The 23,505-nt window shown below is 73.5% G+C and carries 23 protein-coding genes; 9 read left to right on the top strand and 14 right to left on the bottom strand.

The genetic code is table 11. The features are described from left to right. Both E1165_RS29065 and E1165_RS19320 read left to right on the top strand, forming a co-directional pair. Nucleotides 1-787, top strand: a 787-nt coding sequence (locus E1165_RS29065) for a hypothetical protein (protein WP_165945262.1), incomplete at its 5' end; no start/stop codon positions are given. 156 nt (nt 788-943) lie between these two features. After that, nucleotides 944-1,744, top strand: coding sequence for a hypothetical protein (locus tag E1165_RS19320; protein WP_132393195.1), 801 nt, complete (start codon nt 944-946; stop codon nt 1,742-1,744). Nucleotides 1,745-1,799: 55 nt separating this feature from the next. Here E1165_RS19320 and E1165_RS19325 read toward each other — a convergent pair whose 3' ends face one another. Genes E1165_RS19325 through E1165_RS19335 form a run of 3 tightly spaced genes read right to left on the bottom strand, consistent with a single transcriptional unit; the run spans nt 1,800 to nt 3,949 of the window. After that, nucleotides 1,800-2,027, bottom strand: a complete 228-nt coding sequence (locus E1165_RS19325) for a hypothetical protein (RefSeq protein WP_132393196.1) — start codon at nt 2,025-2,027, stop codon at nt 1,800-1,802. A gap of 46 nt (nt 2,028-2,073) precedes the next feature. Further along, nucleotides 2,074-3,228: a cell wall metabolism sensor histidine kinase WalK gene (locus E1165_RS19330; protein ID WP_132393197.1), complete on the bottom strand. Its 1,155-nt coding sequence runs from the start codon at nt 3,226-3,228 to the stop codon at nt 2,074-2,076. A 52-nt stretch (nt 3,229-3,280) separates the two neighbouring features. After that, nucleotides 3,281-3,949 (bottom strand): response regulator transcription factor, encoded by a 669-nt coding sequence (locus tag E1165_RS19335; RefSeq protein ID WP_132393198.1) that lies wholly within the window; start codon nt 3,947-3,949, stop codon nt 3,281-3,283. Nucleotides 3,950-4,250: 301 nt separating this feature from the next. Between E1165_RS19335 and E1165_RS19340 the strand changes: the two genes are divergently transcribed. Next, nucleotides 4,251-6,125: a hypothetical protein gene (locus E1165_RS19340; protein WP_165945264.1), complete on the top strand. Its 1,875-nt coding sequence runs from the start codon at nt 4,251-4,253 to the stop codon at nt 6,123-6,125. Between the two features lie 24 nt (nt 6,126-6,149). Here the strand turns inward: E1165_RS19340 and E1165_RS19345 are convergent, their stop codons facing one another. After that, nucleotides 6,150-7,925 (bottom strand): hypothetical protein, encoded by a 1,776-nt coding sequence (locus E1165_RS19345; RefSeq protein WP_243704878.1) that lies wholly within the window; start codon nt 7,923-7,925, stop codon nt 6,150-6,152. Between the two features lie 334 nt (nt 7,926-8,259). On the opposite strand from E1165_RS19345, the gene E1165_RS19350 reads away from it, so the two are divergent. Next, nucleotides 8,260-9,456: a hypothetical protein gene (locus tag E1165_RS19350; protein ID WP_132393201.1), complete on the top strand. Its 1,197-nt coding sequence runs from the start codon at nt 8,260-8,262 to the stop codon at nt 9,454-9,456. A gap of 297 nt (nt 9,457-9,753) precedes the next feature. Here the strand turns inward: E1165_RS19350 and dxs are convergent, their stop codons facing one another. From dxs to E1165_RS19365, 3 genes are read right to left on the bottom strand one after another with little or no spacing between them, the layout of a single operon-like run. Next, the gene (dxs, locus tag E1165_RS19355; RefSeq protein WP_132393202.1) at nt 9,754-11,706 is read right to left on the bottom strand and encodes a 1-deoxy-D-xylulose-5-phosphate synthase; all 1,953 of its coding nucleotides are present in this window, start codon (nt 11,704-11,706) and stop codon (nt 9,754-9,756) included. An 11-nt stretch (nt 11,707-11,717) separates the two neighbouring features. Further along, nucleotides 11,718-13,037, bottom strand: coding sequence for a class I SAM-dependent RNA methyltransferase (locus tag E1165_RS19360; RefSeq protein ID WP_371687362.1), 1,320 nt, complete (start codon nt 13,035-13,037; stop codon nt 11,718-11,720). Then, complete coding sequence (locus E1165_RS19365; protein ID WP_132393203.1) at nt 13,034-15,106, bottom strand: APC family permease; 2,073 nt, start codon at nt 15,104-15,106, stop codon at nt 13,034-13,036. Before E1165_RS19365 ends, E1165_RS19360 begins: the two co-directional genes overlap by 4 nt. Nucleotides 15,107-15,268: 162 nt before the next feature. Here E1165_RS19365 and E1165_RS19370 point away from each other — a divergent pair, with 162 nt between their 5' ends. Both E1165_RS19370 and E1165_RS19375 read left to right on the top strand, forming a co-directional pair. Continuing rightward, nucleotides 15,269-15,934 carry a TrkA family potassium uptake protein gene (locus E1165_RS19370; protein ID WP_132393212.1) on the top strand — a complete coding sequence of 222 codons (666 nt, stop codon included), beginning with the start codon at nt 15,269-15,271 and terminating at the stop codon, nt 15,932-15,934. Between the two features lie 3 nt (nt 15,935-15,937). Beyond that, nucleotides 15,938-16,627 (top strand): TrkA family potassium uptake protein, encoded by a 690-nt coding sequence (locus E1165_RS19375; protein ID WP_132393204.1) that lies wholly within the window; start codon nt 15,938-15,940, stop codon nt 16,625-16,627. A 36-nt stretch (nt 16,628-16,663) separates the two neighbouring features. Here the strand turns inward: E1165_RS19375 and E1165_RS19380 are convergent, their stop codons facing one another. The 4 genes from E1165_RS19380 to dut all read right to left on the bottom strand — a co-directional run bounded on the left by E1165_RS19380 (nt 16,664) and on the right by dut (nt 19,147). Further along, on the bottom strand, nt 16,664-17,347 hold the full coding sequence (locus E1165_RS19380; RefSeq protein WP_132393205.1) for a DUF3159 domain-containing protein: 684 nt from the start codon (nt 17,345-17,347) through the stop codon (nt 16,664-16,666). After that, entirely contained in the window at nt 17,344-17,724 is a 381-nt protein-coding gene (locus E1165_RS19385; RefSeq protein ID WP_132393206.1) for an OB-fold nucleic acid binding domain-containing protein, read from the bottom strand. The genes E1165_RS19380 and E1165_RS19385 overlap by 4 nt, the downstream gene beginning before the upstream one ends. A gap of 192 nt (nt 17,725-17,916) precedes the next feature. Continuing rightward, the gene (locus E1165_RS19390; protein WP_132393207.1) at nt 17,917-18,588 is read right to left on the bottom strand and encodes a DUF3710 domain-containing protein; all 672 of its coding nucleotides are present in this window, start codon (nt 18,586-18,588) and stop codon (nt 17,917-17,919) included. A 25-nt stretch (nt 18,589-18,613) separates the two neighbouring features. After that, a complete protein-coding gene (gene dut, locus E1165_RS19395; RefSeq protein ID WP_132393208.1) occupies nt 18,614-19,147 on the bottom strand; it encodes a dUTP diphosphatase in 534 nt (177 codons plus the stop codon). Nucleotides 19,148-19,231: 84 nt separating this feature from the next. Here dut and E1165_RS19400 point away from each other — a divergent pair, with 84 nt between their 5' ends. Continuing rightward, the gene (locus E1165_RS19400; protein ID WP_371687363.1) at nt 19,232-19,732 is read left to right on the top strand and encodes a DUF3093 domain-containing protein; all 501 of its coding nucleotides are present in this window, start codon (nt 19,232-19,234) and stop codon (nt 19,730-19,732) included. Nucleotides 19,733-19,735: 3 nt separating this feature from the next. Here the strand turns inward: E1165_RS19400 and E1165_RS19405 are convergent, their stop codons facing one another. Further along, on the bottom strand, nt 19,736-20,563 hold the full coding sequence (locus E1165_RS19405; protein WP_371687364.1) for a hypothetical protein: 828 nt from the start codon (nt 20,561-20,563) through the stop codon (nt 19,736-19,738). Between the two features lie 201 nt (nt 20,564-20,764). Then, on the bottom strand, nt 20,765-21,061 hold the full coding sequence (locus E1165_RS19410) for a DUF4193 domain-containing protein (protein WP_067315205.1): 297 nt from the start codon (nt 21,059-21,061) through the stop codon (nt 20,765-20,767). A 425-nt stretch (nt 21,062-21,486) separates the two neighbouring features. Here E1165_RS19410 and E1165_RS19415 point away from each other — a divergent pair, with 425 nt between their 5' ends. Then, nucleotides 21,487-22,002, top strand: coding sequence for a LytR C-terminal domain-containing protein (locus E1165_RS19415; protein ID WP_207916961.1), 516 nt, complete (start codon nt 21,487-21,489; stop codon nt 22,000-22,002). A gap of 77 nt (nt 22,003-22,079) precedes the next feature. On the opposite strand, the gene E1165_RS19420 is transcribed toward E1165_RS19415, so the two are convergent. Further along, nucleotides 22,080-22,892 (bottom strand): inositol monophosphatase family protein, encoded by an 813-nt coding sequence (locus E1165_RS19420; RefSeq protein WP_132393210.1) that lies wholly within the window; start codon nt 22,890-22,892, stop codon nt 22,080-22,082. 286 nt (nt 22,893-23,178) lie between these two features. Here E1165_RS19420 and E1165_RS19425 point away from each other — a divergent pair. After that, nucleotides 23,179-23,505, top strand: a 327-nt coding sequence (locus E1165_RS19425) for an RNA polymerase sigma factor region1.1 domain-containing protein (protein ID WP_305792152.1), incomplete at its 3' end; no start/stop codon positions are given.

Genomic DNA, 23,505 nt, shown 5'->3' on the forward strand with positions numbered 1-23,505 from the left:
CCCCGGGTACCAGCCGGGGCAGGCGGCCCCGCCGGCACCGGCCGGCTACCCGGCGGTGCCCGCCGACGGGTTCGCCGGAGCCCCGGCGTACGGGCTGCCACCCGCCCCGCCGCCGGCGAGGAAGTCGCGGCTCGGGTTGATCCTGTCCCTGGTCCTCGCCGGACTGCTGGTGCTCTGCGCCGGAGGCGGCGGGCTGGCCTACGTCGCCCTCGCCGGTGACGACGCCCGCCCCGGCTCCACCCCGTCCCCGGGTGTCTCCCGGGGCGCGTCGGGCAGCCCCACACCTGAGCCGAGCCCGTCGGAGAGCGCCGAGGAGGCCGAGCCGGCCCCCCGGATCCGGCTGGTCACCCCGAAGACCCTCGCCGGCCGGGCGAAGAACACCGAACCGCAGCTGCGCCGGCTCGCCGACGAGATGGTCCGCGACATGAAGAGCGACGTCACCAACGAGTCCGGGGCGGTGGGCGCCTTCTACGGCAGCGCCGCCAAGCGGAACCTGGTGATGGTCTCCGGGGTCTCCGGTCCGGTCCTGCTACCCGAGAAGGAGCTGGACGACGCGGTGAAGAGCCTGTCCGGCTCGCTGGGGCTGAAGAAGGTGGCCCCGATCGAGCCCGGCCCGCTGGGCGGCACGGCCCGGTGTGGCGACGGCAGGAGTTCCGACATCCCGCTCGGCGTCTGCGTCTGGGCCGACGAGGGCAGCGTCGGCATGATCGTGATGTTCTTCTCGTCGGCGAGGAAGGCCAAGGCCGAGTTCGCCACCATCCGGGGCCAGGTCGAGAAGCGGTCCTGACGGTCGAGTACGCAGGTCGCGGCGGCCGTGGCGTCCGTTGTGGACGACACTGGCCGCCGCGCGTGTCCCGGGTCGGACCGGTACCGGGGGGCAGCGCACCGATGCGGGGCCGGCCTAAGATCACCCGTCCTCATCTGACGTTTGGAGCTGACCCTGATGTCCCAGCCGCCGGCCAACCCCTATCCCCCGCAGCCGGACAACGGCGAGCCGCACGGCTCGTACCCGCCGCCGCAGCCGGGAGACGCCACGCCCCCGCAGCCCGGCGACAACCCGTCGCAGCCCGGCCCGTTCCCGCCCGCGCAGCCGGGGATCCACCCCGCGCCCGGACAGCCGTACCCGGCAGCGCCCGGTGCGCCGGCGGCCAAGAAGTCCAACGTGGGCAAGATCCTGCTGATCTCGCTCGCCGCCGTGCTGGTGCTCTGCCTGGGCGGCGCAGCGGTGGCCTTCTTCGCCGTCAAGGACGAGGCCAAGGAGGCCGTCGAGGCTGTCGAGGCCGCCAACACCCGGGTCGTCGCGCCGGAGACCCTCGCCGGACGGGCCAAGTCCACCGATCCGAGCTTGCTCGAAGGCGCCAAGCAGCTTGAGGCCGAGCTGAACAAGTCCCTGCCGGACGCCACCAGCACCGCCGGCGCGTTCTACGGCACCGTGGAGCGGAAGGATCTGGTGATGGTGGCGGCGGCCTCCGGCCGCAACACCGACCCGGCGAAGACCCTGGACGACACCATCTCCGGCGCCGGCCAGGCCGATCTGCAGGTCAAGGAGATGAAGAGCGTCGACGCCGGGCCGCTCGGCGGGCTCGCCAAGTGCGGTGACGCCGAGGCCTCGACCGTGCCGCTCGGCATCTGCGTGTGGAGCGACAAGGGCAGCATCGGGATGATCATCATCTACTTCAAGGGCGGCCAGGAGGCCGCCAACGAGCTGTCGACCATGCGCGGGCAGATCCAGCAGAAGAACTGACCTCGGTCGGCACGCGGGCCCCCGTCCACCTCCCGTGGACGGGGGCCCGCGCACGTCAGGTGCCGGCCGCCCGCTCGGCGGCGCTGCCGAACACGCAGAACTCGTCGCCCTCCGGGTCGGCCAGGAAGAGCACGTCCGGCCAGCCTGGTGGCAGCAGCATCGCCTCCGGGTCGCCGGGGACGTCCTCCGGCTGGCGGGGGCAGTCGAATACCTGGGCCCAGGAGCCGGCCAGGGCGTACGTGTCGCGGCAGTCGATGCCGAGGTTGCGGATCCGTGCGCTCACGGGTTTCTCCTGGTGGATGGACGCTCCCGACCCGGGCGAGGGCGCGTCACGTCGCGGCCACCGCGTCCGCCGCCGGCAGGGTGACCGTCACCTCCAGCCCGCCGCCCCGCTGGGCGACGACCCGGACGGTGCCTCCGTGGGCGTCGCAGACCGCCCGGACGATGGACAACCCCAACCCGGAGCCACGGGCCCCGGTCCGTTCCCGACCGCCGCGCCGGAACGGCTCGAACAGCCCCGGCACGTCGGCCTGGTCCACCTCGAACCCGGTGTTGCCCACCACCAGCCAGCAGCTGCGCCCGTCGCTGCCGGTACGCACCCACAGCCGGCCGTGCAGGTGGTTGTAGCGGACCGCGTTCTCGATGAGGTTGCCGGCCAGCCGGTCCAGCAACCCCGGATCTCCGGTCACCGGGGCCGGCCTGAGCGAGGTCTGCACCCGCAGCCCGATCCGCTCCACCTCGCGGGCCATCGCCGACAACGCGTTGGCCGTGCCGGAGGCGAGGTCGCACTCGGTACGGCGGGCGAGCCCCTGCCCGGCCTGGGCCTCGCTGCGGGCCAGCACCAGCAGCGCGTCGACCAGGCTGTTGGCCCGCTCCGAGGCGTCGCGGACCACGGTCGCCATCCGACGGTACTCGGCGGTGTCCGCCTCGGTGTCACTGAGTGTCACGTCGATCTCGGTCCGCATCACCGCCAGCGGGGTACGCAGCTCGTGCGAGGCGTTGGCGACGAAACGTTTCTGCGCCTCGAACGCGGCGGCGATCCGGTCCAGCATCGCGTCGAACGTGCGGGCCAGCTCGGCGACCTCGTCGTCCGCCCCGGACCAGCGGATCCGCTGGTCGAGGGTGGCCTCACCGAGCCGGCGGGCGGTGGCGGTGACCTGGTGCAACGGGCGCAGCGCCCGGCCGGCCACCAGGTACGCCCCGGCGACCCCCACCACGCTGATCGCCAGCAACGCGAGCAGCCCCTTGACCAGCAGCTCCCGCGACGCGGCGTCGACCAGCTGGCGCTGCCAGACCGCCGCGTCCAGGGTCCGGCCGTCGGCCAGCCCCACGGTGGTGCCGGGGCGTAGCTCGTCGGTGGGGCGCAGCGCGTCGTGGACCAGCAGCCAGGCCAGCACCAGCAGGATCGCCCCGGCGCCGACCAGCAGCACCCCGTTGAGCAGGGTCAACCGCAGCCGCAGCGTCGGGCGCAACCGGCGGGTCACCGCGCCCCGGTCCGCGACCGCGAAGCCTGCCGCCCCAGCTTCCTACGGGCGCTCACCTGGCCTCCCCGGCGGTGCGGTAGCCGGCGCCGACCACCGTCTCGATCAACGGCGGGTCGCCGAGCTTCTTGCGCAGGGTCATCACGGTCACCCGGACGATGGTGGTGAACGGGTCGGTGTTGGCATCCCAGACCCGCTCCAGCAGTTCCTCGCTGGAGACCACCGCGCCGCGCGCCTTGACCAGCTCGGCCAGGACACCGAACTCCTTGTTGGTCAGGTCGACCGGCACGCCGCCCCGGGTGACCACCCGCCGGGCCGGGTCGATGACCACGTCGGCCAGCGTCAGCACCGGGGGCAGGGCGGGGGTGGCCCGCCGCCCGAGCGCCTGCACCCGGGCCACCAACTCGTCGAAGGCGAACGGTTTGGGCAGGTAGTCGTCGGCTCCCAGACCCAGCCCCTCGACCCGGTCGGCGACGCTGTCGCTGGCGGTCAGCATCAGCACCCGGGTCAGCGTCCCGGAGGCGGCCAGCTCGGCGCAGATCTGGTCGCCGTGCATCCCGGGCAGGTCCCGGTCCAGCACCACCACGTCGTACCGGGTGACGAAGGCCGCCTCGTGACCGGCGTCGCCGTCGTACGCCACGTCGACCGCCATCCCGCGTTTGCGCAGCCCGCGCGCTATCGCGTCGGCGAGGTTCCGCTCGTCCTCGACCACCAGCACCCGCATCCCGACCTCCTCGCCGACCTGCCCGACAACCTAGTGCCGCCCGCCAAACGCCCGGCACGCCCATCGGGAACCAGCCGTGCAGGTGTCCGGACGGCAGCCGCCACCGGCGAGCCCTGCCGACCGGGGGGGCCACGGGCCGGCGACGCGCTGCCGCCCGGCCGGCGGGATGTCGTCGGCGTGGTCGAGTTCACCGAGGTCGATGCGGGTCACGCCGCCCTCCTGTCGTCGGCGTCCTCGCCCGACCACGGGCCGGCCGGGTGCCCCGTCGCCGCCTGTACGATGGCCCGTCGTGGCTGTGCCGGTGGTAGATCCCTCACTGAACCCGACGTCCGCACCGGAGGCGGTGACGTCCTGCGCGACCGACCCGACGCGCCGGCCCCGGTGGCGACCCAGGCGGGCCGACGTCCTGGCCATCGGAGCGTACGTGCTGCTGGGCGTCTTCGTGTGCCTGAACTACTGGGTGGACGTGCAGCACCGGGTCTCCTCGCACCTGCCGACCGACCACAGCTGGTTCGAGTGGCTCTTCTCGCACGGCGCGTACTCCGTGCGACACCTGGAGAACCCGCTGTTCAGCGCCCGGCAGAACGCCCCGGACGGGGTGAACATGATGGCCAACACCTCGCTGCTGGGCATGACCCTGCCGCTGGCCCCGGTCACCCTCCTGTTCGGGCCGCAGGTGACCTACGCGCTCTACCTGGGTGGGGCGCTGGCCGCGACCGCGGCCACCTCGTACTGGGTGCTCTCCCGGCACCTGGTGCGGTCCCGGGCGGGCGCGTTCGTCGGCGGGGCCTTCCTCGGCTTCGCCCCGGGCATCGTGCACCACGCCAACGGGCAGCCGAACTTCGTCTCCAACTTCCTGCTGCCACTGATCGTGGCCCGGGTGCTGTGCCTCGGGCGGGACGGCCGGTGGCGGCGCGACGGGATCGTGCTGGGCCTGCTGGTGGCGTACCAGATCTTCATCAACGAGGAGATGCTGCTGCTCACCGCGCTGGCCTGCCTGGTGATCGTGGTGGCGTACGGGGTGCAGCGGCCGCGCGCCGCGCGGGAGCGGGCCGGGGGCTTCCTGGCCGCGCTCGGCCTGGGCGGTGGGCTGGCCCTGCTGCTGACCGCATACCCGATCTGGTTCCAGTTCAACGGCCCGCAGTCCTACCGTGGCCTGCAGGGCGGTGTGTTCCACAACTGGGGCGAGGACCTGATGGCCTTCGTCACCTTCCCCCGGGACACGATGGCCGGTGACGAGGCGGTCGAGAAGACCATCGGCCTGACCGAGCAGAACAGCTGGTTCGGTTGGCCGCTGGTGCTGGTCGCGCTGGCCGCCCTGGTGCTGCTCTGGCGGCGATCGCTGGCCGCCCGGGTCTGCGGTGTGCTGGTGGTGCTCTTCACCGTCGGCGCGATCGGCCCGAAGGTGCGCTTCGACGGGGTGGAGACCACCGTCGTCGGCCCGTGGGCGTACATCCCGGACGACGTGCCGCTGGTGGAGATGATGATGCCCACCCGGCTCGCGCTGGTGACCACCGCGGCGGTCGGCGTCCTGCTGGCGCTGGCCTGGGACGCGGCGGCCGGCTACGGCCGCCGGCCGGTGCCGGCCCCGCGCCCGGCCGCCGACGACACCGACGCTGCCGGTGACCCGCCCGCCGCCACGCCGGCCCGCCGCTGGATCCGGCCGGTCGGGTACGCGGCGGTCGCCCTGGCCGTGCTGCCGCTGTTCCCGCGCCCGCTGCCGGCGCAGCACGTGGACCTGCCGCCGCGGTTCATCACCGCCGGCGGCTGGCGGCCGTACGTGCCGGAGGGACGCACCCTGGTGCCGGTGCCCATCCCGAGCAACGTGCACGGCCTGTCCACGCTGCGCTGGAGCGCGCTGACCGGCCACGAGTTCCCCGTGCCGGGCGGCTACTTCATCGGGCCGAACGAGAAGGGCGAGGGGGTCTTCGGCGCGCCGAACCGGCCGACCAGCACGCTCATCTACACCACGATGGATGCCGGCACAGTTCCCACGCTGACCGGGGAGAACCGCCGCCAGGCGGTGGCGGACCTGCGGTTCTGGAAGGCGTCGGTGGTGGTGCTCGGCGACCACCCCCGCGAGACGGTGCTGCGGGAGCTGATGACCGGTCTGCTGGGCCCCGCGCGGCGGGTCGACGACGTGTGGCTCTGGGACGTCCGCCCACTGGTCGGCTGACCACGCGGCTCCCGCCGGGGGCGGTCAGACGGCCGGGGTGCGGGCCGACAGCGGGCGCACGTCCCACACCCAGACGTCCAGCTCCTTGCGGGCGGGGCCGACGAGCTGCTCGACGGTGCGCCGCAGCGGCTCGACGTGGTGTTGGCGCACCGGCAGGACCAGCACGGCCGCGTTCCAGTGGCGCAGCTCGTCCAGGCTGCGCCGGCGCTGCCGGTCGTCGAGCTTGGGGGCACGGCCGGTGGCGGTCACCTCGTCCAGCAGCTCCCCGATGCCGCTGGGCCGGCCGCCGAAGCGTCCCGGATCGCCGGTGTTGCCGTTGCGGGGGGCGAGGAAGTAACCCCCGGGGATCTTGAAGTCGAGGTTGGTGGAGGCGGCCCAGCGCATGCCGTAGGTGTTGCCCATGCTCGGCACCGGCACCGGGACCAGCGTCTGGTCGGCGGCGACGTACTCCCGCCAGCGGCCGGAGGTGATGAAGTCCGGCACCGGTGGGCGGGAGGTCACCTTCAGCGGCATCGGCACGATCGGCAGCAGCGCGAGGATCAGCGCGCCCACCGTGACGGTCTTCGCGTGCCGCCACTCGGGGCCTCGCAGCGTCCAGGCCCGCTGCACGGCCAGCGCCAGCAGCATCCCGATCACCACGCTGGTGATCAACCCGAACCGGGTCGGCACCACCGCGTCGAGCAGCGGCAGCCGGACCAGCAGTTCCCACGGGCCGGTGAAGAGTTCCCGGTCCCACCAGGACACCCGCTCGCCGAGGGAGAGCACGGCGAAGAAGAACCCGGTGACGGCGAGCGCCCGTACCAGCACCTCACGGCGCAGCCAGACCACGATGCCCACGGCGATCAGTGACAGGCTCCAGCCGAAGAAGGCGTTCTCCTCCGAGTAGTTCGGGGCCAGGTTCACGTTGGCTCGCTCGTGGCCGCCGAAGGTCGGCGAGCCGGGCGCGAAGAACGCGGCGATGTCGTTGCCGTAGTCGCGGACCGTGTCGCTGAGCCCGTGGTACGCCATCGGGCCGGCGAACTGGATGTACAGCGGGTACGCCAGCAGGGAACCCGCCACCACCGTGCAGACCGGCAGCCCCTTGGCCAGCGGACGCCACGCCGCCGACCACAGCGCCGGGCGCTGCGCCACCATCGCGGTGAGGAAGACGCCGCAGGCCAGCGCGGTGAAGAGCAGGATCTCCTCGTTGATGAACGCCTGCACGGTGACGAGCAGGGCGAGCAGCGCGCCGTCGCGTACCGGGCGGGTCGACCGGGTCAGCACCATCACCCGCCAGACGATGAACGGCAGCAGCCACTGGGAGATGATGTTCGGGTGCCAGCTGGCGTGCGACAGCATCGCCGGTGAGAAGCCGCAGAACCAGCCGCCCACGGCGGCGGCCAGCCGGCGGCGGACGAGGTGCCGCGAGAAGACGTGGTACCAGGCCGACGCGGTGCCGGCGAGCGCCACGGTGACCAGCACCACGAACGACACGGCCGGCCCGAACAGCAGGGTGATCGGCACCATCGGGATGCCCAGCGCCAGCACGGCGGTGTTGGCCATCAGGTTGACGCCGTCGGGGTAGTTGAACTGGTCGGTGTAGAACGGGAACTCGCCGTGCAGCACCACCCGCACCGAGTGGGCCATGAAGAACTGCACCTGGGCCGGGTCGCTGCTGTAGAGGGACGCCACCCGGCCGGCCGGGTCGACCCAGATCTGGCTGGTCACCCAGAGCGCGACGGCCAGGAAGGTGCCGTAGACGGCGAGGTCCTTGCGTCGGGCCGTCCACCGCCAGCGCCGGGACGGCCGGGCCGCCGGCACGCCGGCGGCCGGGGCGACGGTGCTGGTCCGGCCGTCGACGGGGGCGGTGTCGAGCTCGGGCGCCGCTGGTGGGGGCGCTGTCGCGGTGGCCGTGGCGCCACGGCCGAAGCCGGTGGGGCCGTCGGGGTCCGGTGCGGAGGCGGCACGGGGCTCGACAGACGTCACAGTCGGCGGAGTCTACCGGAGCCGATAAATCAGTCGAAATCCACGCCGGTGTCCCTTGTGGCCATCCGGCATCGGCCCGGAGCAGCGCCGGGCGGGCGCGTTCCGCGCCGAGGCCGTTGCGTACCATGTGGCTTCCGACAACGACGGCGAGGCGATCGGGGGCGTACAGGTGGCTTCAGTCCGCCGCCGCGGCACGACGGTCACCGCGCTGCTGGCCCTGGTGCTGGCGCTGGCCGCGTGCGGTCCGGTCGCCGAGCGCCAGGCCCGCCAGCTGCGGATCGGCTACGACAGTCTGGACGGCACACTGCCGGTCTGGCCGCCCCGCGGCTCACTGGCCCGTGACGCCGCCGCCACCGCGGCGGTGACCGAGGCGGTCAGCGCCTGGCGGTCCCCGATCGACGACCGGGCCCACCTGCCCTCCTCCGGCATCCTCTGGTCCGGCGAGGTCGACGGGAGGCCGCTGGCGCTGGTCGCCGCCGACGTGCCCGGCGAGGCGGCGTCCTGGCTGCTCCAGCTCACCGGCGCCGGCGGCCGGTACGCCGTCGACCGGGCCACCGAGTACACCGACCGCGGCTACCTCGTCTACGCCGACGTGCTGCCGGTACAGCTGTCCGACGGCCGGCGGTACCTGGTCTCCAACCGGGTGGAACGGCTGCTCGGCCCGGACGGTCGCGCCCTGCGGATCACCGACGGTCTGACCGGACGGGTCGCCGTGCCCGACTGCGCGGCCGTGCCGGTGACCGCGACGTTGCGGCCCACCGAGTCGCTGCCCCGCGGCCGGGCCGCCGACCGGTTGCTCGACCTGGGCACCGCGACCATCGACCCGCGTCACCCGCTGGTCCGGGACGAGACCGGTTCGGGCCGGCGCGCGCTGGACGGGTTGGACACCTGCGTCCTCGCCGGCGAGCAGGGGCCGTTCGGCAGCATCCCGCGCCGCATCGGCGACCGGGACGCCCCGGCGTCGGTGCCCGAGTCGTGGCCGATGGAGAAGCTGGCCGTGCGGGGCATCGGCGAGATGGCGCTCGGCGGCGGCGACGACCCCGGTGACCTGGAGCAGCTGACCTGGGAGACCGACGCCGGCACGATGACGGCGGTGGTCTACCGCCCGGCCGGGAACGGCACCCCGGTGGTCTCCCCCGCCGACCGGTCCAACCCGTTGCAGGCGTACCCGCTGCCGGTGCCGGGGCAGCCGCTGGTGGTGCTCACCTGGCGGGGCAGCCGGGACTCCTCCCTGTCGGTGCCGCCCGGCACACCTCGCCTGGTGGACCGCCCCGGCCTGGTGGTGGTGCCGATGCCCACCGCGAAGCAGACGTTCAGCCTGGCCACCGCCGAGAAGACCCACTACCGCTCCGTCGGCGGCCGCTGATCCGCCCCTCGTTCACCCGGCCGCCGCTGGTCTCGGCGTCCGAGGTGGGCAGGTGCTCTCCCGGGCCTGACGGACTTGAGTACATAGACGACTCAGGCGGCGACCGCACCCACCACACCTGACCACACCCACCGCACCGCACCGGTGGTGACTCACATCTGTACTCAGGTTCTGTAGTCACCTCGGACCACCCCAGGGCTCGGGCGGGGGACGACGACCCGCCGCTCCGGGGGCGGACCCGGCGGACACGACGACGGGCGGCCCCGGGCATACCGGGACCGCCCGTCGGGCGTGCGGTCAGTTGGGGCTGGCGCCGCGGGCCGCGAGGCGGACCGGCTCGACGGGCGCGGTGTCCAGGCCGGAGATCCAGCCGGTGACGTCCCGGGCCACGTCCTGCGCGGTGAGGCGCAGGTCGGCCAGGATCTGCGCGCGGGTGCCGTGCGGGTGCCAGTCGGCCGGCACGCCGAGGTCCCGCAGCGGCACCCGGACGTCGGCGTCCCGCAGCGCCTGGGCGAGGGCGTCGCCGACACCGCCGACCCGGACGCCGTCCTCGACGGTGACCACCAGCCGGTGGGCGGCGGCCAGCTCGACCAGCTCCGCCGGGACCGGACGAACCCAGCGCGGGTCGACCACGGTCACCCCGTAGCCCTGCTCCGCGAGGCGGGCGGCGACCTCCATGCCGAGGTGCCCGAAGGAGCCGACCGCGACCAGCAGCACGTCGGTACGGGCCGACTCGGCCAGCACGTCGACCGTGCCGACCCGGCGCACGGCCGGCAGGTCGGCCGCGACGGCGCCGGTCGGGAAGCGGACGATGGTCGGGCCGTCGTCGACCGCGACCGCCTCGCGCAGCTCCTCGCGCAGGGTGGCGGCGTCCCGGGGCGCGGCGATCCGCAGGCCGGGCACCACACCGAAGACCGACATGTCCCAGATGCCGTAGTGGCTCGGCCCGTCCGGGCCGGTGATGCCGGCCCGGTCCAGCACGAAGGTCACCGGCAGCCGGTGCATCGCCACGTCCAGCAGGACCTGGTCGAAGGCCCGGTTGAGGAAGGTCGCGTACACCGCCACCACCGGGTGCAGCCCGCCCATCGCCAGGCCGGCCGCCGAGGTGGCCGCGTGCTGCTCGGCGATGCCGACGTCGTACACCCGCTCGGGATGCCTGCGGGCGAGGGCGGCGATGCCGGTGGGCTCGGCCATCGCGGCGGTGATGCCGACCACGTCGGGCCGCTCGTCGGCGATCGCGACCAGCTCGTCGGCGAAGACGTGGGTCCACTTCACCGACGGGGCGGCGACCAGCTTGCCGGTCTCGACGTCGAAGGCGCCGCCGGGGCCGTGCAGGCAGTCCGCCTCGTCCTCCTCGGCGGGGCGGTAGCCGTAGCCCTTGCGGGTGACCGCGTGCACGATCACCGGGCCGCCGAAGTTCTTCGCCGCGCGCAGCGACGACTCGACGGCGGCGATGTCGTGCCCGTCGACCGGGCCGACGTACTTGATGCCCAGGTCCTCGAACATCGCCTGCGGGGCGACCGCGTCCTTGATGCCCTTCTTGACCGCGTGCAGCACCTCGTACATCGGCTTGCCGACCAGCGGCGTGTTGCCGAGGGCGTCCTTGACCGTGTCCAGGACCTTCTCGTAGCCCGGGTTGAGCCGCAGCGAGGAGAGGTGGTCGGCGAGTCCGCCGATGGTCGGCGAGTAGGACCGGCCGTTGTCGTTGACGACGATCACGAGGGGGTTTCCGGCGGTGGCGATGTTGTTCAACGCCTCCCAGCACATGCCGCCGGTCAACGCGCCGTCACCGACCACGGCGACCACGCTGCGCTGCTCGCCGCGCAGCGCGTACGCCTTCGCCAGCCCGTCGGCGTACGACAGCGCGGTGGAGGCGTGCGAGTTCTCGATCAGGTCGTGCTCGCTCTCGGCCTGGCTCGGGTACCCGGAGAGGCCGCCGCGCTGGCGGAGCCGGTCGAAGCCCTCCTGCCGGCCGGTGAGGATCTTGTGCACGTACGCCTGGTGGCCGGTGTCGAACAGCAGCCGGTCCCGGGGAGAGTCGAAGACCCGGTGCATGGCCAGGGTGAGCTCCACCACACCCAGGTTGGGGCCGACGTGCCCACCGGTACGGGACACCTTGGCGATCAGGAAGTCACGGATCTCGGCGGCGAGGATGTCCAGCTGCTCGGCGGTCATCCGCTTCACGTCCTGCGGCCCGCGCACCGCGCTCAGCAGCCGACCATGGTTGGCCGTGCCCTCTTCAACACTCATGACCGGAGAGTCTATCGGCCACGCGACACTCCGCAGCCCGGCCGTGGATCACCACCAGCGGCCGGCAGGAACAGCCCGACCAGTTCGACGTGCTGGGTCATCGGGAACAGGTCGTACCCGCGCAGGGCGGAGAGCCGCCAGCCGGCCCCGGCGAAGGCACGCACGTCCCGGGCGAAGGCCGCCGGGTCGCAGGCGACGTACGCGACCGCCCGCGGCCCCGCGCCCACCACGGCACCCACCACCGCCGCGCCCGCGCCGGAGCGTGGCGGGTCGAGCACCACCAGGTCGACCGGGCCGGTGATCCGGCGGCGCGCCAGCGCCGTCTCCACCCGGGCCGCCACCACCTCCACCCGTGGCAGGTCACGCAGGTTCTCCCGGGCCGCGGCGACCCCGTCCCCGGCCGCCTCGACCAGGGTGACCCGGCCGGCGTCGCCGACGCGGCCGGCCAGGGCCGCCGCGAACAGCCCGGCGCCACCGTAGAGGTCCCAGGCGTTCTCCCCCGGCCGCGGGTCGACCAGCTCCAGCACCGCGCCGACCAGGGTGTCGGCCGCCGCCGGATGGACCTGCCAGAACGCCGGCGTGGGCAGCACCCACTCCCGGCCGGCGGCGCGCTCGCGAACCCGGTGGGGCCCGCTCACCGGCGTGGCGGTCCCCCCGGTGACCGTGGCGACGCTGACGTCGCCACCGGTGGAGGCGACCGTCTCGACCGCCTCGGCGTCCGGCCAACGCGCGCCGGACGGGGTGAGCACCGGCAGCTCCTGGATCGCCGGGTGGGCGATCAGGCAGCGGTCGATCGGCACCACCTCGTGCGAGCGGTGCTTGAGCAGCCCGGCGCGGCCTGCGGCGTCGACCGCGTACCGGACCCGGGAACGCCAGCCGAGCGGACCGCCGGGCAGCGCCGCGACGGTGACGCCGAGCGCGTCGACCTGCCCGCCGGTGAGCCCGCCGAGGCGGATGAGCTGCTCGCGGACCACCTCCGTCTTCCAGCGCAGCTGGGCGGCGGGTGTGACGTGTTGCAGGTCGCAGCCGCCGCAACGGCCCGGTTTCGCGTACGGGCAGGGCGCCTCGACCCGGTCCGGGGAGGGTTCCAGGATCTCGACGGCCTCGGCGCGGGCGAACCCCTTGTGCAGTTCGGTCACCTCGACGACCACCCGCTCGCCGGGCAGCGCGTGCCGGACGAAGACGACCTGCCCGTCGACCCGGGCCACGCAGTGCCCACCCGGGGCGACCGCGTCGACGGTCAACTCGACCCGCTCGGCCTCCTCCAGCCCGCCCCGCCCCTCGCCGGCCGGACCCGGCCTCGGGGCCCGCCGCGCGTGTCGGGCGGTCACGGGCGGCCTCCGTCGCTCGGACCGACCTTGCCGGGCGGGGCGGAGGTCACCGGCGGGACGCTCGGCGGCAGGGTGCTGCGCGGCGCCACCCGGGGACCCCGGGCCGGGGTCCGGGTCAGGTTCTCGTCGAGACGGTCCAGGTTCTTGCTGGCGGTGGAGGCGAGCTGCCACGGCACGCTGGTCACCATCACGCCCGGCTCGAAGAGCAGCCGCCCCTTGAGCCGCAGCGCGCTCTGGTTGTGCAGCAGGTTCTCCCACCAGCGGCCCACGACGTACTCGGGGATGAAGACCGTGACCACGTCGCGGGGCGACTCCCGGCGGGTGTTGGCGACGAAGTTCAGGATCGGCCGGGTGATCTCCCGGTACGGGGAGTCGATCACGGTGAGCGGGACGGGCAGTTCCCGCCGCTCCCACTCCTGCTGGAGCTGGCGGGTGTCCTTCTCGTCCACGTTGACGGTGACCGCGGTGAGGGTGTCCGGCCGGGTGGCCCGGGCGTACGCGATGGCCCGTAGGGTCGGCTGGTGCAGCTTGCTGACCAGCACGATGGCGTGGTTGCGGGCGGGCAGCACGCCCCGGACCTCGGTCGGTTCCAGTTCCTCGGCGACCCGGTCGTAGTGCCGCCGGATGGCGAGCATCAGCACGTAGATCAGCGCCATCGCGGCGATGGCGATCCAGGCACCCAGCAGGAACTTGGTGGCCAGCACGATGACCAGCACGATCCCGGTCATCGCCATGCCGAACGTGTTGATCGCCCGGGAACGGATCATCCGTCGGCGTGCCTCGGGATCCCGCTCGCGGCTCAGGTGCCGGTTCCAGTGCCGGATCATGCCGGCCTGGGAGAGCGTGAAGGAGACGAACACCCCGACGATGTAGAGCTGGATGAGCTTGGTGACCTCGGCCTGGAAGCCGACGATCAGCACGATCGCGAAGACGGCGAGGAAGACGATGCCGTTGGAGAAGGCCAGCCGGTCGCCCCGGGTGTGCAGCTGGCGGGGCAGGTAACGGTCCTGCGCCAGGATCGAGCCGAGCACCGGGAACCCGTTGAAGGCCGTGTTCGCGGCCAGGAAGAGGATCAGGGCGGTCATCGCGGCGACCACGAAGAGCAGCACCGAGCCGGCACCGAAGACGGTCTCGCCGAGCTGGGCGGTGACGGTCTTCTGCACGTACCCCTCGGGGCCGGAGATGATCTGCAGCTCCGGGTCCTCGACGAACTGCAGACCGGTCAGCCGGGACAGCCAGATGATGCCGACCAGCATGGTCACCGAGATGGTGCCGAGCAGCAGCAGGGTGGTCGCGGCGTTGCGGCTCTTGGGGGCCTTGAAGGCCGGCACGCCGTTGGAGATGGCCTCCACGCCGGTGAGCGCGGCGCAGCCGGAGGAGAAGGTGCGCAGCAGCAGGAAGACCAGGGCGAAGCCGGTCACGCTGTGCTCGGCCTGGATCTCCAGCCCGGCGCTGGGGGCCCGAAGCTCCTCGCCGAACACGAGGACCCGGATCAGACCGGTGGCGACCATGCCGACCATCACGATGATGAAGCCGTAGGTCGGGATGGCGAAGGCCCGCCCCGACTCGCGCAGGCCGCGCAGGTTCATGGCGGTCAGCAGCACCACCGCGCTGACCGCGATGAGCACCTTGTGGGTGGCGACGAAGGGCACCACCGAGCCGAGGTTCGCCACCCCGGAGGAGACCGAGACCGCGACCGTGAGCACGTAGTCGACCAGCAGGGCGCTGGCCACCGCCAGACCGGCGCGGGGACCGAGGTTGACCGTCGCCACCTCGTAGTCGCCGCCGCCCGAGGGGTACGCGTGCACGTTCTGCCGGTAGCTGGCCACCACGGTCAGCATCACCACCACGACCGCGAGTGCGATCCAGGGTGAGAAGAAGTACGCCGACGCGCCCGCGATGGAGAGCGTCAGCAGGATCTCGTCCGGGGCGTACGCGACGCTGGAGAGCGCGTCGGAGGCGAAGACCGGCAACGCGATGCGTTTGGGTAGGAGGGTGTGCTGGAGCCGGTCGGACCGGAACGGTCGACCGACGAGAAGCCGCTTCAGCAGCGAGGTGGGACTGGCCACAAGCGCTAAGGGTACGACCACCCTGGGCTGGCCGTCGGGGGTGCCTGAGCACAGCGGGCGAGCCGGCGCGGTACGGTTCGGTCCCCCGCCGTCGTGTCGGACGTGGCAGGCTCGATTGTCGGCGCCGCCACCGTCGACGGGGACGCATTTTGGGAGGGACACGTGCATGTCGTGATCATGGGCTGCGGCCGGGTCGGTTCGACCCTCGCCCACAGCCTGGAGTCCCGGGGCCACTCGGTGGCGGTGATCGACCAGGACGCCGACGCCTTCCGGCGGCTCGGCCCCGACTTCGCCGGCATCACCGTGACCGGGGCCGGATTCGACGGCGACGTGCTGCGCCAGGCGGGCATCGAGCGGGCCGACGCCTTCGCCGCGGTCTCCAGCGGCGACAACTCCAACATCATCTCCGCCCGGTTGGCCCGCGAGACGTTCGGCGTCTCCCGGGTCGCGGCGCGCATCTACGATCAGCGTCGGGCCCAGGTGTACGAGCGGCTGGGCATCCCCACCGTGGCGACCGTCCGCTGGACGGCGGACCGGATCCTGCGGCAGCTGGTGCCGGAGGGGCACGTGGAGATCTTCCGCGACCCGACCAGCACCGTCTCGATCATGGAGATCCCGGTGCACCGGGACTGGGTGGGCCGGCCGCTGAGCCAGCTGGAGGAGGCGGCCGGGGCCCGGGTGGCGTACCTCACCCGGTTCGGTATCGGCACGCTCCCCACCGCGTCCACGGTGGTGCAGGAGGGTGACCAGCTCTACCTGCTGGTCACCGACGACATCGCCGCCTCGGTCACCGCCGTGGCCGCGGCGCCGCCCGAAGGAGGGCACTGAGCCATGCGGATCGCCATCGCCGGCGCCGGGAACGTGGGCCGCTCGATCGCGCAGGAGCTGATCGACAACGGCCACCAGGTGATGCTGATCGAGCGCCAGCCCCGGATGCTCCGCCCGGACCGGGTGCCGGCCGCCGACTGGGTGCTGGCCGACGCCTGCGAGCTGGCCAGCCTGGAAGAGGCCAACATCGCCGGCTGCGACGTGGTGGTCGCGGCGACCGGCGACGACAAGGTCAACCTGGTGGTCTCGCTGCTGGCCAAGACCGAGTTCGCGGTGCCCCGGGTGGTGGCCCGGGTGAACCGGGCCGAGAACGAGTGGCTCTTCACCGAGCAGTGGGGCGTCGACGTGGCGGTCAGTAAGCCACGGGTGATGGCCGCCCTGGTCGAGGAGGCGGTCACCGTCGGCGACCTGGTCCGGTTGATGACCTTCCGGCAGGGCGAGGCGAACCTGGTCGAGATCACCCTGCCGCCGACCGCGCCGTACGTCGGCCAGCCGATCCACGCGGTGCCGATCCCCCGCGACGCCGCCCTGGTGGCGATCGTGCGCGGCAAGCGGGTGCTGGTGCCGAGCCCCGACGACCCTATCGAGGCCGGCGACGAGCTGGTCTTCGTGTGCACCGCCGATGTCGAGGACGAGGTCCGCGCCGTCATCCTCGGGCCGGACAGCGTCGAACGGACCCGCGGCAACGGCTGAGCCGCACCGCGGCGACGCCGGGCCCCGGCGGGCCGGTCAGGCTCCGGGCAGCGGCTGCGCCACGGTCTGCCGGGTCACCCGGCGGACCACCCAGACCGTGATCAGCAGCAGCAGCGCGTACGGCGGGTAGCCCAGCGCCAGCCGAGCCACCCCCAGCGCGGTGTCCTGGTGGGCCAGGTACAGGCCGGCCTGCACGCCGACCTTCGCCAACCACACCACGCCCCACAGCACGGTGAGCCGGGTGAAGGTACGCACCAGGCGCGGGTCGTCGCGCCACTCGGAGCGCCCCTTGGCGACCAGCACCGACCAGATCCAGCCGACGATCGGCTGCCGGATCACCGCCGAGACCAGCAGGGCCACCCCGTAGGCGATGCCGTAGAGGATGCCGGGGAGGTAGAAGTCCCGCTCGTCGCCGGTACGCCAGGCGATGGCGGCGCCGACGCCGATGCCGAACAGCCCGTTGACCGCGTGCCGGACCGGACGCCGCTGGGCCAGCCGGACCACGGCGATCAGCAGCGCGACACCCACCGAGGCGATCACGGCGGGACGCAGCTCACCGACGATGTTGGCCACCACGAAGACGACCACGGGGACGCTGGACTCCACCAGCCCCCGCCAGCCACCGAGCTGGTCGGCCATCTGTTCGGCGATGCTGGGCAGCTTCTCGTCGTCCACTGCGGCGGTACGCGGCTCGGCGGCCGGGGGTTGTCCGGTCGTCACTTCGGCGACTCCAGCTCGTAGTACGGGTTGTAGATGACCTTGCGGTCGTCGCGGACGGCCACCCGGCCCCGGGCGGTCAGGTGCCGGCCCGGCTCGATGCCGGCGATGTGCCGCCGACCCAGCCAGACCAGCGTCACCACGTCGCTGCCGTCGTAGAGGTCCGCCTCCAGCGTCGGCAGGTTCGTCCGGGGGGTGTAGACGACGGTACGCAGCCGCCCGGTGACCGACACCACCTCGCCCCGGCAGCACTGCCGCGCCGGCGTGCCGCCGGACTCGGCGCTCTCGCGCCGGAGCTCCTGCGCCTCGATCTCGGCCTCGCTCGCGGTGAACCGTCGCAGGATGCGCCGCAGCGAACCCCGACTCTCGTCGGTCGACATGACCTCCGCGCCACCCTCTCCACGCTGACCGGACCACGCCGGCGTCGGTCGGGCCCCGAACACCGGAACCGTCCCGCCAGCGTACGCCGCTCCCCCCAGAAGCGGCCCGCCGTCTCCCCGAGCCGACGACGACGGGCCCGACGCCGCCGGAGAACGGCGCCGAACCCGTTGACGATCGTGCGGTGCCGCCCGTCAGGCCTCGCGCGGAACGGATTCCTCCGTGTCGCCCTCGGCGGCGGACGCCTGGTCGGCGACCTCGCGGGGCAGCCGCAGCGGCAGCGGCTCCCGGACCGGCTTCGCCTCCTGCCCACGGTCGACCACGAGACCCTCGAGGCAGGCCGCGAGCGGCCCGGCGGCGGCCGGGTCGGAGGCGGCGGCGCCCTGGTAGACGCCGCGGACCATCCAGCGGGGCCCGTCCACGCCCACGAACCGCAGGTCGGTCAGGCCGTCCGGGGTACGGACCCGGGCCCGCAGCTCGATGCCGTACTCGCCCGGCACCTCCTGGACGGCGGCGCCGTCGGCGAACAGGGACTGGCGGATCTCCTCGCGCACCTCGTCCCAGATGCCCTCGGTCTTCGGCGCGGCGAAGACACCGAGCTGGAGCGCGTTCTCCTCGTGCACCAGCACGACCTGCTGGATCACCCCCTGCGGGTCGGCCTGGACCCGGACCTCGACACCCGGCACCGCCGGGATGTGCAGGCTGCCCAGGTCGAGCCGCTGCACGCCGTCGGGCGCCTCGGAGATGTCGTGGGGACCGCGCGACGAGGCCGCCGCCGCCTCGGCGTCGTACGAGTCGAGGACCCCGGCGGCCCGCTCGTCACGGGCGTGCCGCCCGTCACCGGCCCGCTTCCGGCTGAAGATCACTTCGCCCACCCTCCGCTGTTCGCACTCACCCTGCCACCTCTTCCGTCTGTCCGCCTGCCCGGTCGGCAACCGCGGATCGTCCGGTCGGGCCGCCGGGGGGCGGCACCAGCCCGGCGTGTCCTCCGGTCGACCCGTGTCCGCCGGTCCCGCGCCGGGACCCGGGCAGCTCGGTCACCGGCTGGAAATCCGCCCGCTCCACCCGCTGCACAACGAGCTGCGCGATGCGATCGCCACGGGAGATCTTCGCCGGTGTGTCCCGATCATGGTTGATCAGGTTGACGAGGATCTCACCCCGGTAGCCGGCGTCGACCGTACCGGGCGCGTTGAGCACCGTCACACCGAGTCTGGCGGCCAGTCCCGAGCGGGGGTGGACCAGGCCCACGTACCCCTCGGGCAGCGCCAGCGCCACCCCGGTGGGGACCAGGGCCCGTCCACCGGGGGGAAGTTCGACGTCCGCGGCGGCCACCAGGTCGGCGCCGGCGTCGCCGGGGTGCGCGTACGCGGGCAGCGGCAGCTGCGGATCGAGTTGCCGTACGGGCACGGGTACGACGTGGGTCACGGTCTCCCTCTTCCGTCCGATTCACGGGGTGACCCTGCCATCCTGCCGGGTCGACGGCCCGCCGCGCGCCGTACCCTTCCAGGAGTGAGTGTGTCGTCCTCCCCGTCGTCGCCGGCATCGCGCACCGCCGCGGCCGGGCCCTACCGCGAGCGACTCGGGCTGCCCTGGTGGTTCTGGCTGGCCGGTCTGTCGCTGGCCACGCTGCTCGCGGTCGAGGTGTGGATGGGAGCGTCCGGGCTCCGGTCGTGGCTGCCGTTCGTGGTGCTGCCGCCGGCCACCGCGGTGGGGCTGTGGTGGTGGGGCCGGGTACGGGTGGAGGTGCGCGACGGACAACTCTGGGTCGACGACGCCCACCTGCCGGTGCGGTACGTGGCCGACGCGATCCCGCTGGACGCGGCCGGACGGCGGGAGGTGCTCGGCGTCGGCGCCGACCCGCTCGCGTTCGTGGTGCAGCGCCCCTGGATCGCCGGCGCGGTGCAGGTGGTCCTGGACGACCCGGCCGACCCGACCCCGTTCTGGGTGGTGAGCAGCCGGCATCCGGCCGAGCTGGCCGGCGCGGTCCTGGCCGCCCGCGACGCCGGCTGAGCGTCAGGGCAGGGCGGGGCGCCCGCCGCCCAGCGCCGTGCGCTGCCGGCGCAGGTCCCGTCGGAGCTGGTCGGCCAGGGCCCGGGTGGCCCGGCGGTTGAGGTAGCTGGCGACCGCCGCGCCGGTGAGGAACGGGCCGAGCGTGGTGAGGTTGCGGCCGAACCGCTTGAGCAGGGTGTCCCGCAGTTCCTTGCGGGCCGCGGTGCCCAGCACCGCGCCGACGCCCACCCCGGGCATCATCGGGTTGACGCCCCGCTGGCTCGCCCACGACTGCACCAGGGCGACGGTCCGCTGGGTGCCGCCGGTGGGCAGCGGCACGCCGTACACCTCGTGCAGCTCGCCGATCAGCTTCAGTTCGACCGCCACGACGGCGACGGTCTCGGCGGCCAGCAGTACGGGCGCGGAGAGCAGGGCGGGGGTGACGGCCCACTCGACGGCGGCCACCCCGCCGCCGGCCGCGCCCACCCCGGCGGTGGCCCGGCTCGCGTTGCGGACCAGCCGCTCCGCGAGCGCCTCGTCGTCCAGGCCGGGGAAGTGCCGGCGCAGGGTGGCCAGGTCCCGGACCGGCACGTGCGGCGCGATGTCGGCGACCGTGTCGGTCATCCAGCGCAGCGCGGCCTTCGGCTTGAACAGGTCGGCCAGCCCACGCGAGCGGGCCTGACGCACCAGCCGGGTGAGCAGTTGACGCCGACGCGCGGGCTCGATGTCGTCGGCGGTCAGCGCCGCGACCGTCGCACCCAACTCGTCATCGGCCCGACCTGTCTCGACGGGCGTCGCCCCGTCGCCCTGCCGGTCGGCTCCGGCCGCCGGCCGGGGAACGGCCGGCGTCATGCCGGCCGTGCCGTCCGGCTGCGTGCCGTCACGAGGACCGTCCGCGTCGAACCGGCCCGTCCGTCCACTCATCCGCCCGACCTCCCGAGGTTGCGTCGGCGTGCCGACCGCCCACCCACGAGTCAAGCAGCTTCCCGCCGCGCCCGCACGGCAGGTCGACAGCGGCGGCCCCCGTCGAGGAGGCCGCCGCCCGGGTCTGGGTCAGACGCACTCGCGGCAGATCAGGTCGCCGTTGCGCTCGACGGCGAGCTGGCTGCGGTGGTGGACCAGGAAGCAGCGGCCGCAACGGAACTCGTCCTGCTGCATCGGAAGGACCTTGACGGTCAGCTCCTCGTCGGCCAGGTCGGCACCGGGCAGCTCGAAGCTCTCGGCCACCTCGGCCTCGTCGACGTCCACGGCACCCGACTGTGAGTCGACCCGCCGGGCCTTGAGCTCTTCCAGGCTGTCCTCGCCGAGGTCGACCTCGTCGCGACGCGGGGCGTCGTAGTCGGTGGCCATCGGTTCACTCTCCCATATCGATATTGTCGCTGCCGGTGGTAACGCCGGGCGACGTTGTTTCGGTTCCCACTGGCCGGCCACCAATGTGTCGGTCACCCGACCCGACGGCCGTTCGGACCGGTGCCGCCAGGGGACTCCCCGGCGAGCGCGGAACCTTACCCCCCTCCGGGCGAGGCATGTATACCGCCCTCGCGGCTGAGATGTACGCCCCAGCGCCCTGAGTTGTTCCCAATGTGACTCAGGCGACACGAAGATAGGGGTAGTAGTACCCGCTTCCCGGGTGGCGCGCCGGCATGTCGGACTGTTTCCACGCGACGGTCGGACACCCGTTAACCTCAGCGGCGTACCCGACGGCCGGCGGGATCCGACCGACGGCTGCCGCCACCCACCACTGTCCGGGGAGCGCCCAGATGAGCTTTGCGCGAGTGCGAGCACTCGTTGTCGTCGGTCTGCTGGCGGTCGTCGCCCTGGTCTTCGTGGTGGTCGCGATCGTGAAGGACAGCCAGAGCGGGGCGGGCGCCAACGGCGGCTGCCCCGAGGGCTGGCCGCTGGCCGACGTGGCCCTGCGCGAGCGCAAGGACGTGAAGCTCAACGTGCTCAACGGCACGGACCGGCCCGGCCTGGCCCGTGAGGTCGCCGACGAGTTCCGCAACCGCCAGTTCCAGGTGAAGAAGGCCGACGACGAGAAGAAGCAGATCGACGACGTGGCGGTGCTGCGGTACGGCCCGAAGGGCGTGGGCTCGGCGCACCTGCTGCGGGCGTACTTCCTCAACGAGGCCAAGACGCAGTTCGACGTCAAGCGCCAGGACGACACGGTCGACGTGGTGCTCGGCAGCGGCTTCCAGCAACTGGCCACCACCACCGAGGTCAACCAGTCCCTCGGCGACCTGGGCTCGCCGACCGCGCCGGACGGCACCTGCCCGATGCCGGTCGGGAGGTAACCGGGCTCGCGGCGCGGTGGCGGCGGGTGTCCCGGCCCGGGACACCCGCCGCTCGGCTCCCCGCGGGGTCGAGCCGGTCAGGGGCCGCCGGAGGCGTCCAGGGCGGCGAGCCGGTCGTGCAGGGGCGCGAACAGCGCCGGTGGCGCGGCGATCACCAGGTCCGGCCCGGCCGGCCTGCCTTCCAGGCCGCCGACCCGCAGCCCCGCCTCGGCCGCGACCAGCCCGCCCGCCGCCAGGTCCCAGGCGGCCAGGCCCTTCTCGTAGTACGCGTCGACGCGGCCCTCGGCGGCCAGGCAGAGGTCCAGCGAGGCGGCGCCCTGCCGCCGGATGTCGCGCACCTGTGGGATCAACTCGGCGACCACCCGGGCCTGGTGCGCCCGCCGGGCCGCGTCGTAGCCGAATCCGGTCGCGACCAGAGTCTGGCCCAGGTCGGTCTCGGTGGAGCAGCGCAGCCGCCGCCCGTCCCGCCAGGCCCCGCCGCCGGCGGTGGCGGTCCACTCCTCACCGGTGTAGAGGTTGCGGACCACTCCGGCGACCATGTCGCCGTCGACCTCGGCGGCCAGGGAGACCGCGCAGTACGGGATGCCGTAGAGGTAGTTGACGGTGCCGTCGATGGGGTCGACGATCCAGCGCACGCCGGAGCCCGCGCCCTCCCCCGCGCCGTACTCCTCGCCCAGCACCGCGTCGTCCGGGCGCAGCTTGGCCAGGGTGTCGAGGACCTGACGCTCGACCGCCCGGTCGGCGGCGGTGACGACGTCGGTGACGGTGGTCTTGGTCGCGGCGACCGAGACCCCCTCCGCGCGCATCCGGTACGCCGTGTCCGCCGCCTCCCGGGCGACGTCGACCGCGATCGCGAGCAGTTCCGTCGACGCCGGTGCCGAACGTGTCATGATTCGTCCCCTTCCCGCGCGATCGGGACGTCCCGCCGCACGCGCGGGTATCATCCTTACAAAGTCCACAACTGCGCCCAATCGGCGGTCCCGCCGCCGGTACGCCGTGCGCCGCAGGATGATCGCCGCAGACGGCGTTACAATTCACCCTGCCCACGCGCCACGGACCGCCGCCGAACGGCCGGCCCGGGACACGGGGGTCTCTCAACGACATCGCCCGGCACGGTGTCCCAGGCTGCGCCGGACGACCCGGCCGTGCTCGCTCTTCGCCTCCGGAAGGTCATTCGTGACAGAACCCCGCCAGACCGGCGCCGACGTTCGCTCGCTCACCGACACTCTGATCGCGCACGCGCAGAGCGCTGGCGGTCAGTTGACGTCGGCCCAGCTCGCGCGCACCGTCGAGTCCGCTGAGGTGACCCCGGCCCAGGCCAAGAAGATCCTGCGGGCGCTCTCCGAAGCGGGAGTGACCGTGGTCGTGGACGGCTCGGCCAGCACCCGCCGCCGGGTCGCCGCCGCCCGGTCCGCCACGCCGGCCTCGCGGGCCACCACCGCCAAGACCACCAAGAAGGCCGCCGCGCCCGCCCCGAAGCAGGCGCCCGCCGCCGACGAGGCC

The organism is Micromonospora sp. KC723, from assembly GCF_004348595.1.
Lineage (GTDB): Bacteria > Actinomycetota > Actinomycetes > Mycobacteriales > Micromonosporaceae > Micromonospora.

What these genes read in the sequence shown, in the direction of transcription:
- E1165_RS19320 (WP_132393195.1), top strand. Translation starts at nt 944, where the DNA reads ATGTCCCAGCCGCCGGCCAACCCCTATCCCCCGCAGCCGGACAACGGC.
- E1165_RS19335 (WP_132393198.1), bottom strand. Translation starts at nt 3,949, where the DNA reads ATGCGGGTGCTGGTGGTCGAGGACGAGCGGAACCTCGCCGACGCGATA.
- dxs (WP_132393202.1), bottom strand. Translation starts at nt 11,706, where the DNA reads ATGAGTGTTGAAGAGGGCACGGCCAACCATGGTCGGCTGCTGAGCGCG.
- E1165_RS19375 (WP_132393204.1), top strand. Translation starts at nt 15,938, where the DNA reads ATGCGGATCGCCATCGCCGGCGCCGGGAACGTGGGCCGCTCGATCGCG.
- E1165_RS19385 (WP_132393206.1), bottom strand. Translation starts at nt 17,724, where the DNA reads ATGTCGACCGACGAGAGTCGGGGTTCGCTGCGGCGCATCCTGCGACGG.
- E1165_RS19405 (WP_371687364.1), bottom strand. Translation starts at nt 20,563, where the DNA reads ATGACGCCGGCCGTTCCCCGGCCGGCGGCCGGAGCCGACCGGCAGGGC.
- E1165_RS19410 (WP_067315205.1), bottom strand. Translation starts at nt 21,061, where the DNA reads ATGGCCACCGACTACGACGCCCCGCGTCGCGACGAGGTCGACCTCGGC.
- E1165_RS19420 (WP_132393210.1), bottom strand. Translation starts at nt 22,892, where the DNA reads ATGACACGTTCGGCACCGGCGTCGACGGAACTGCTCGCGATCGCGGTC.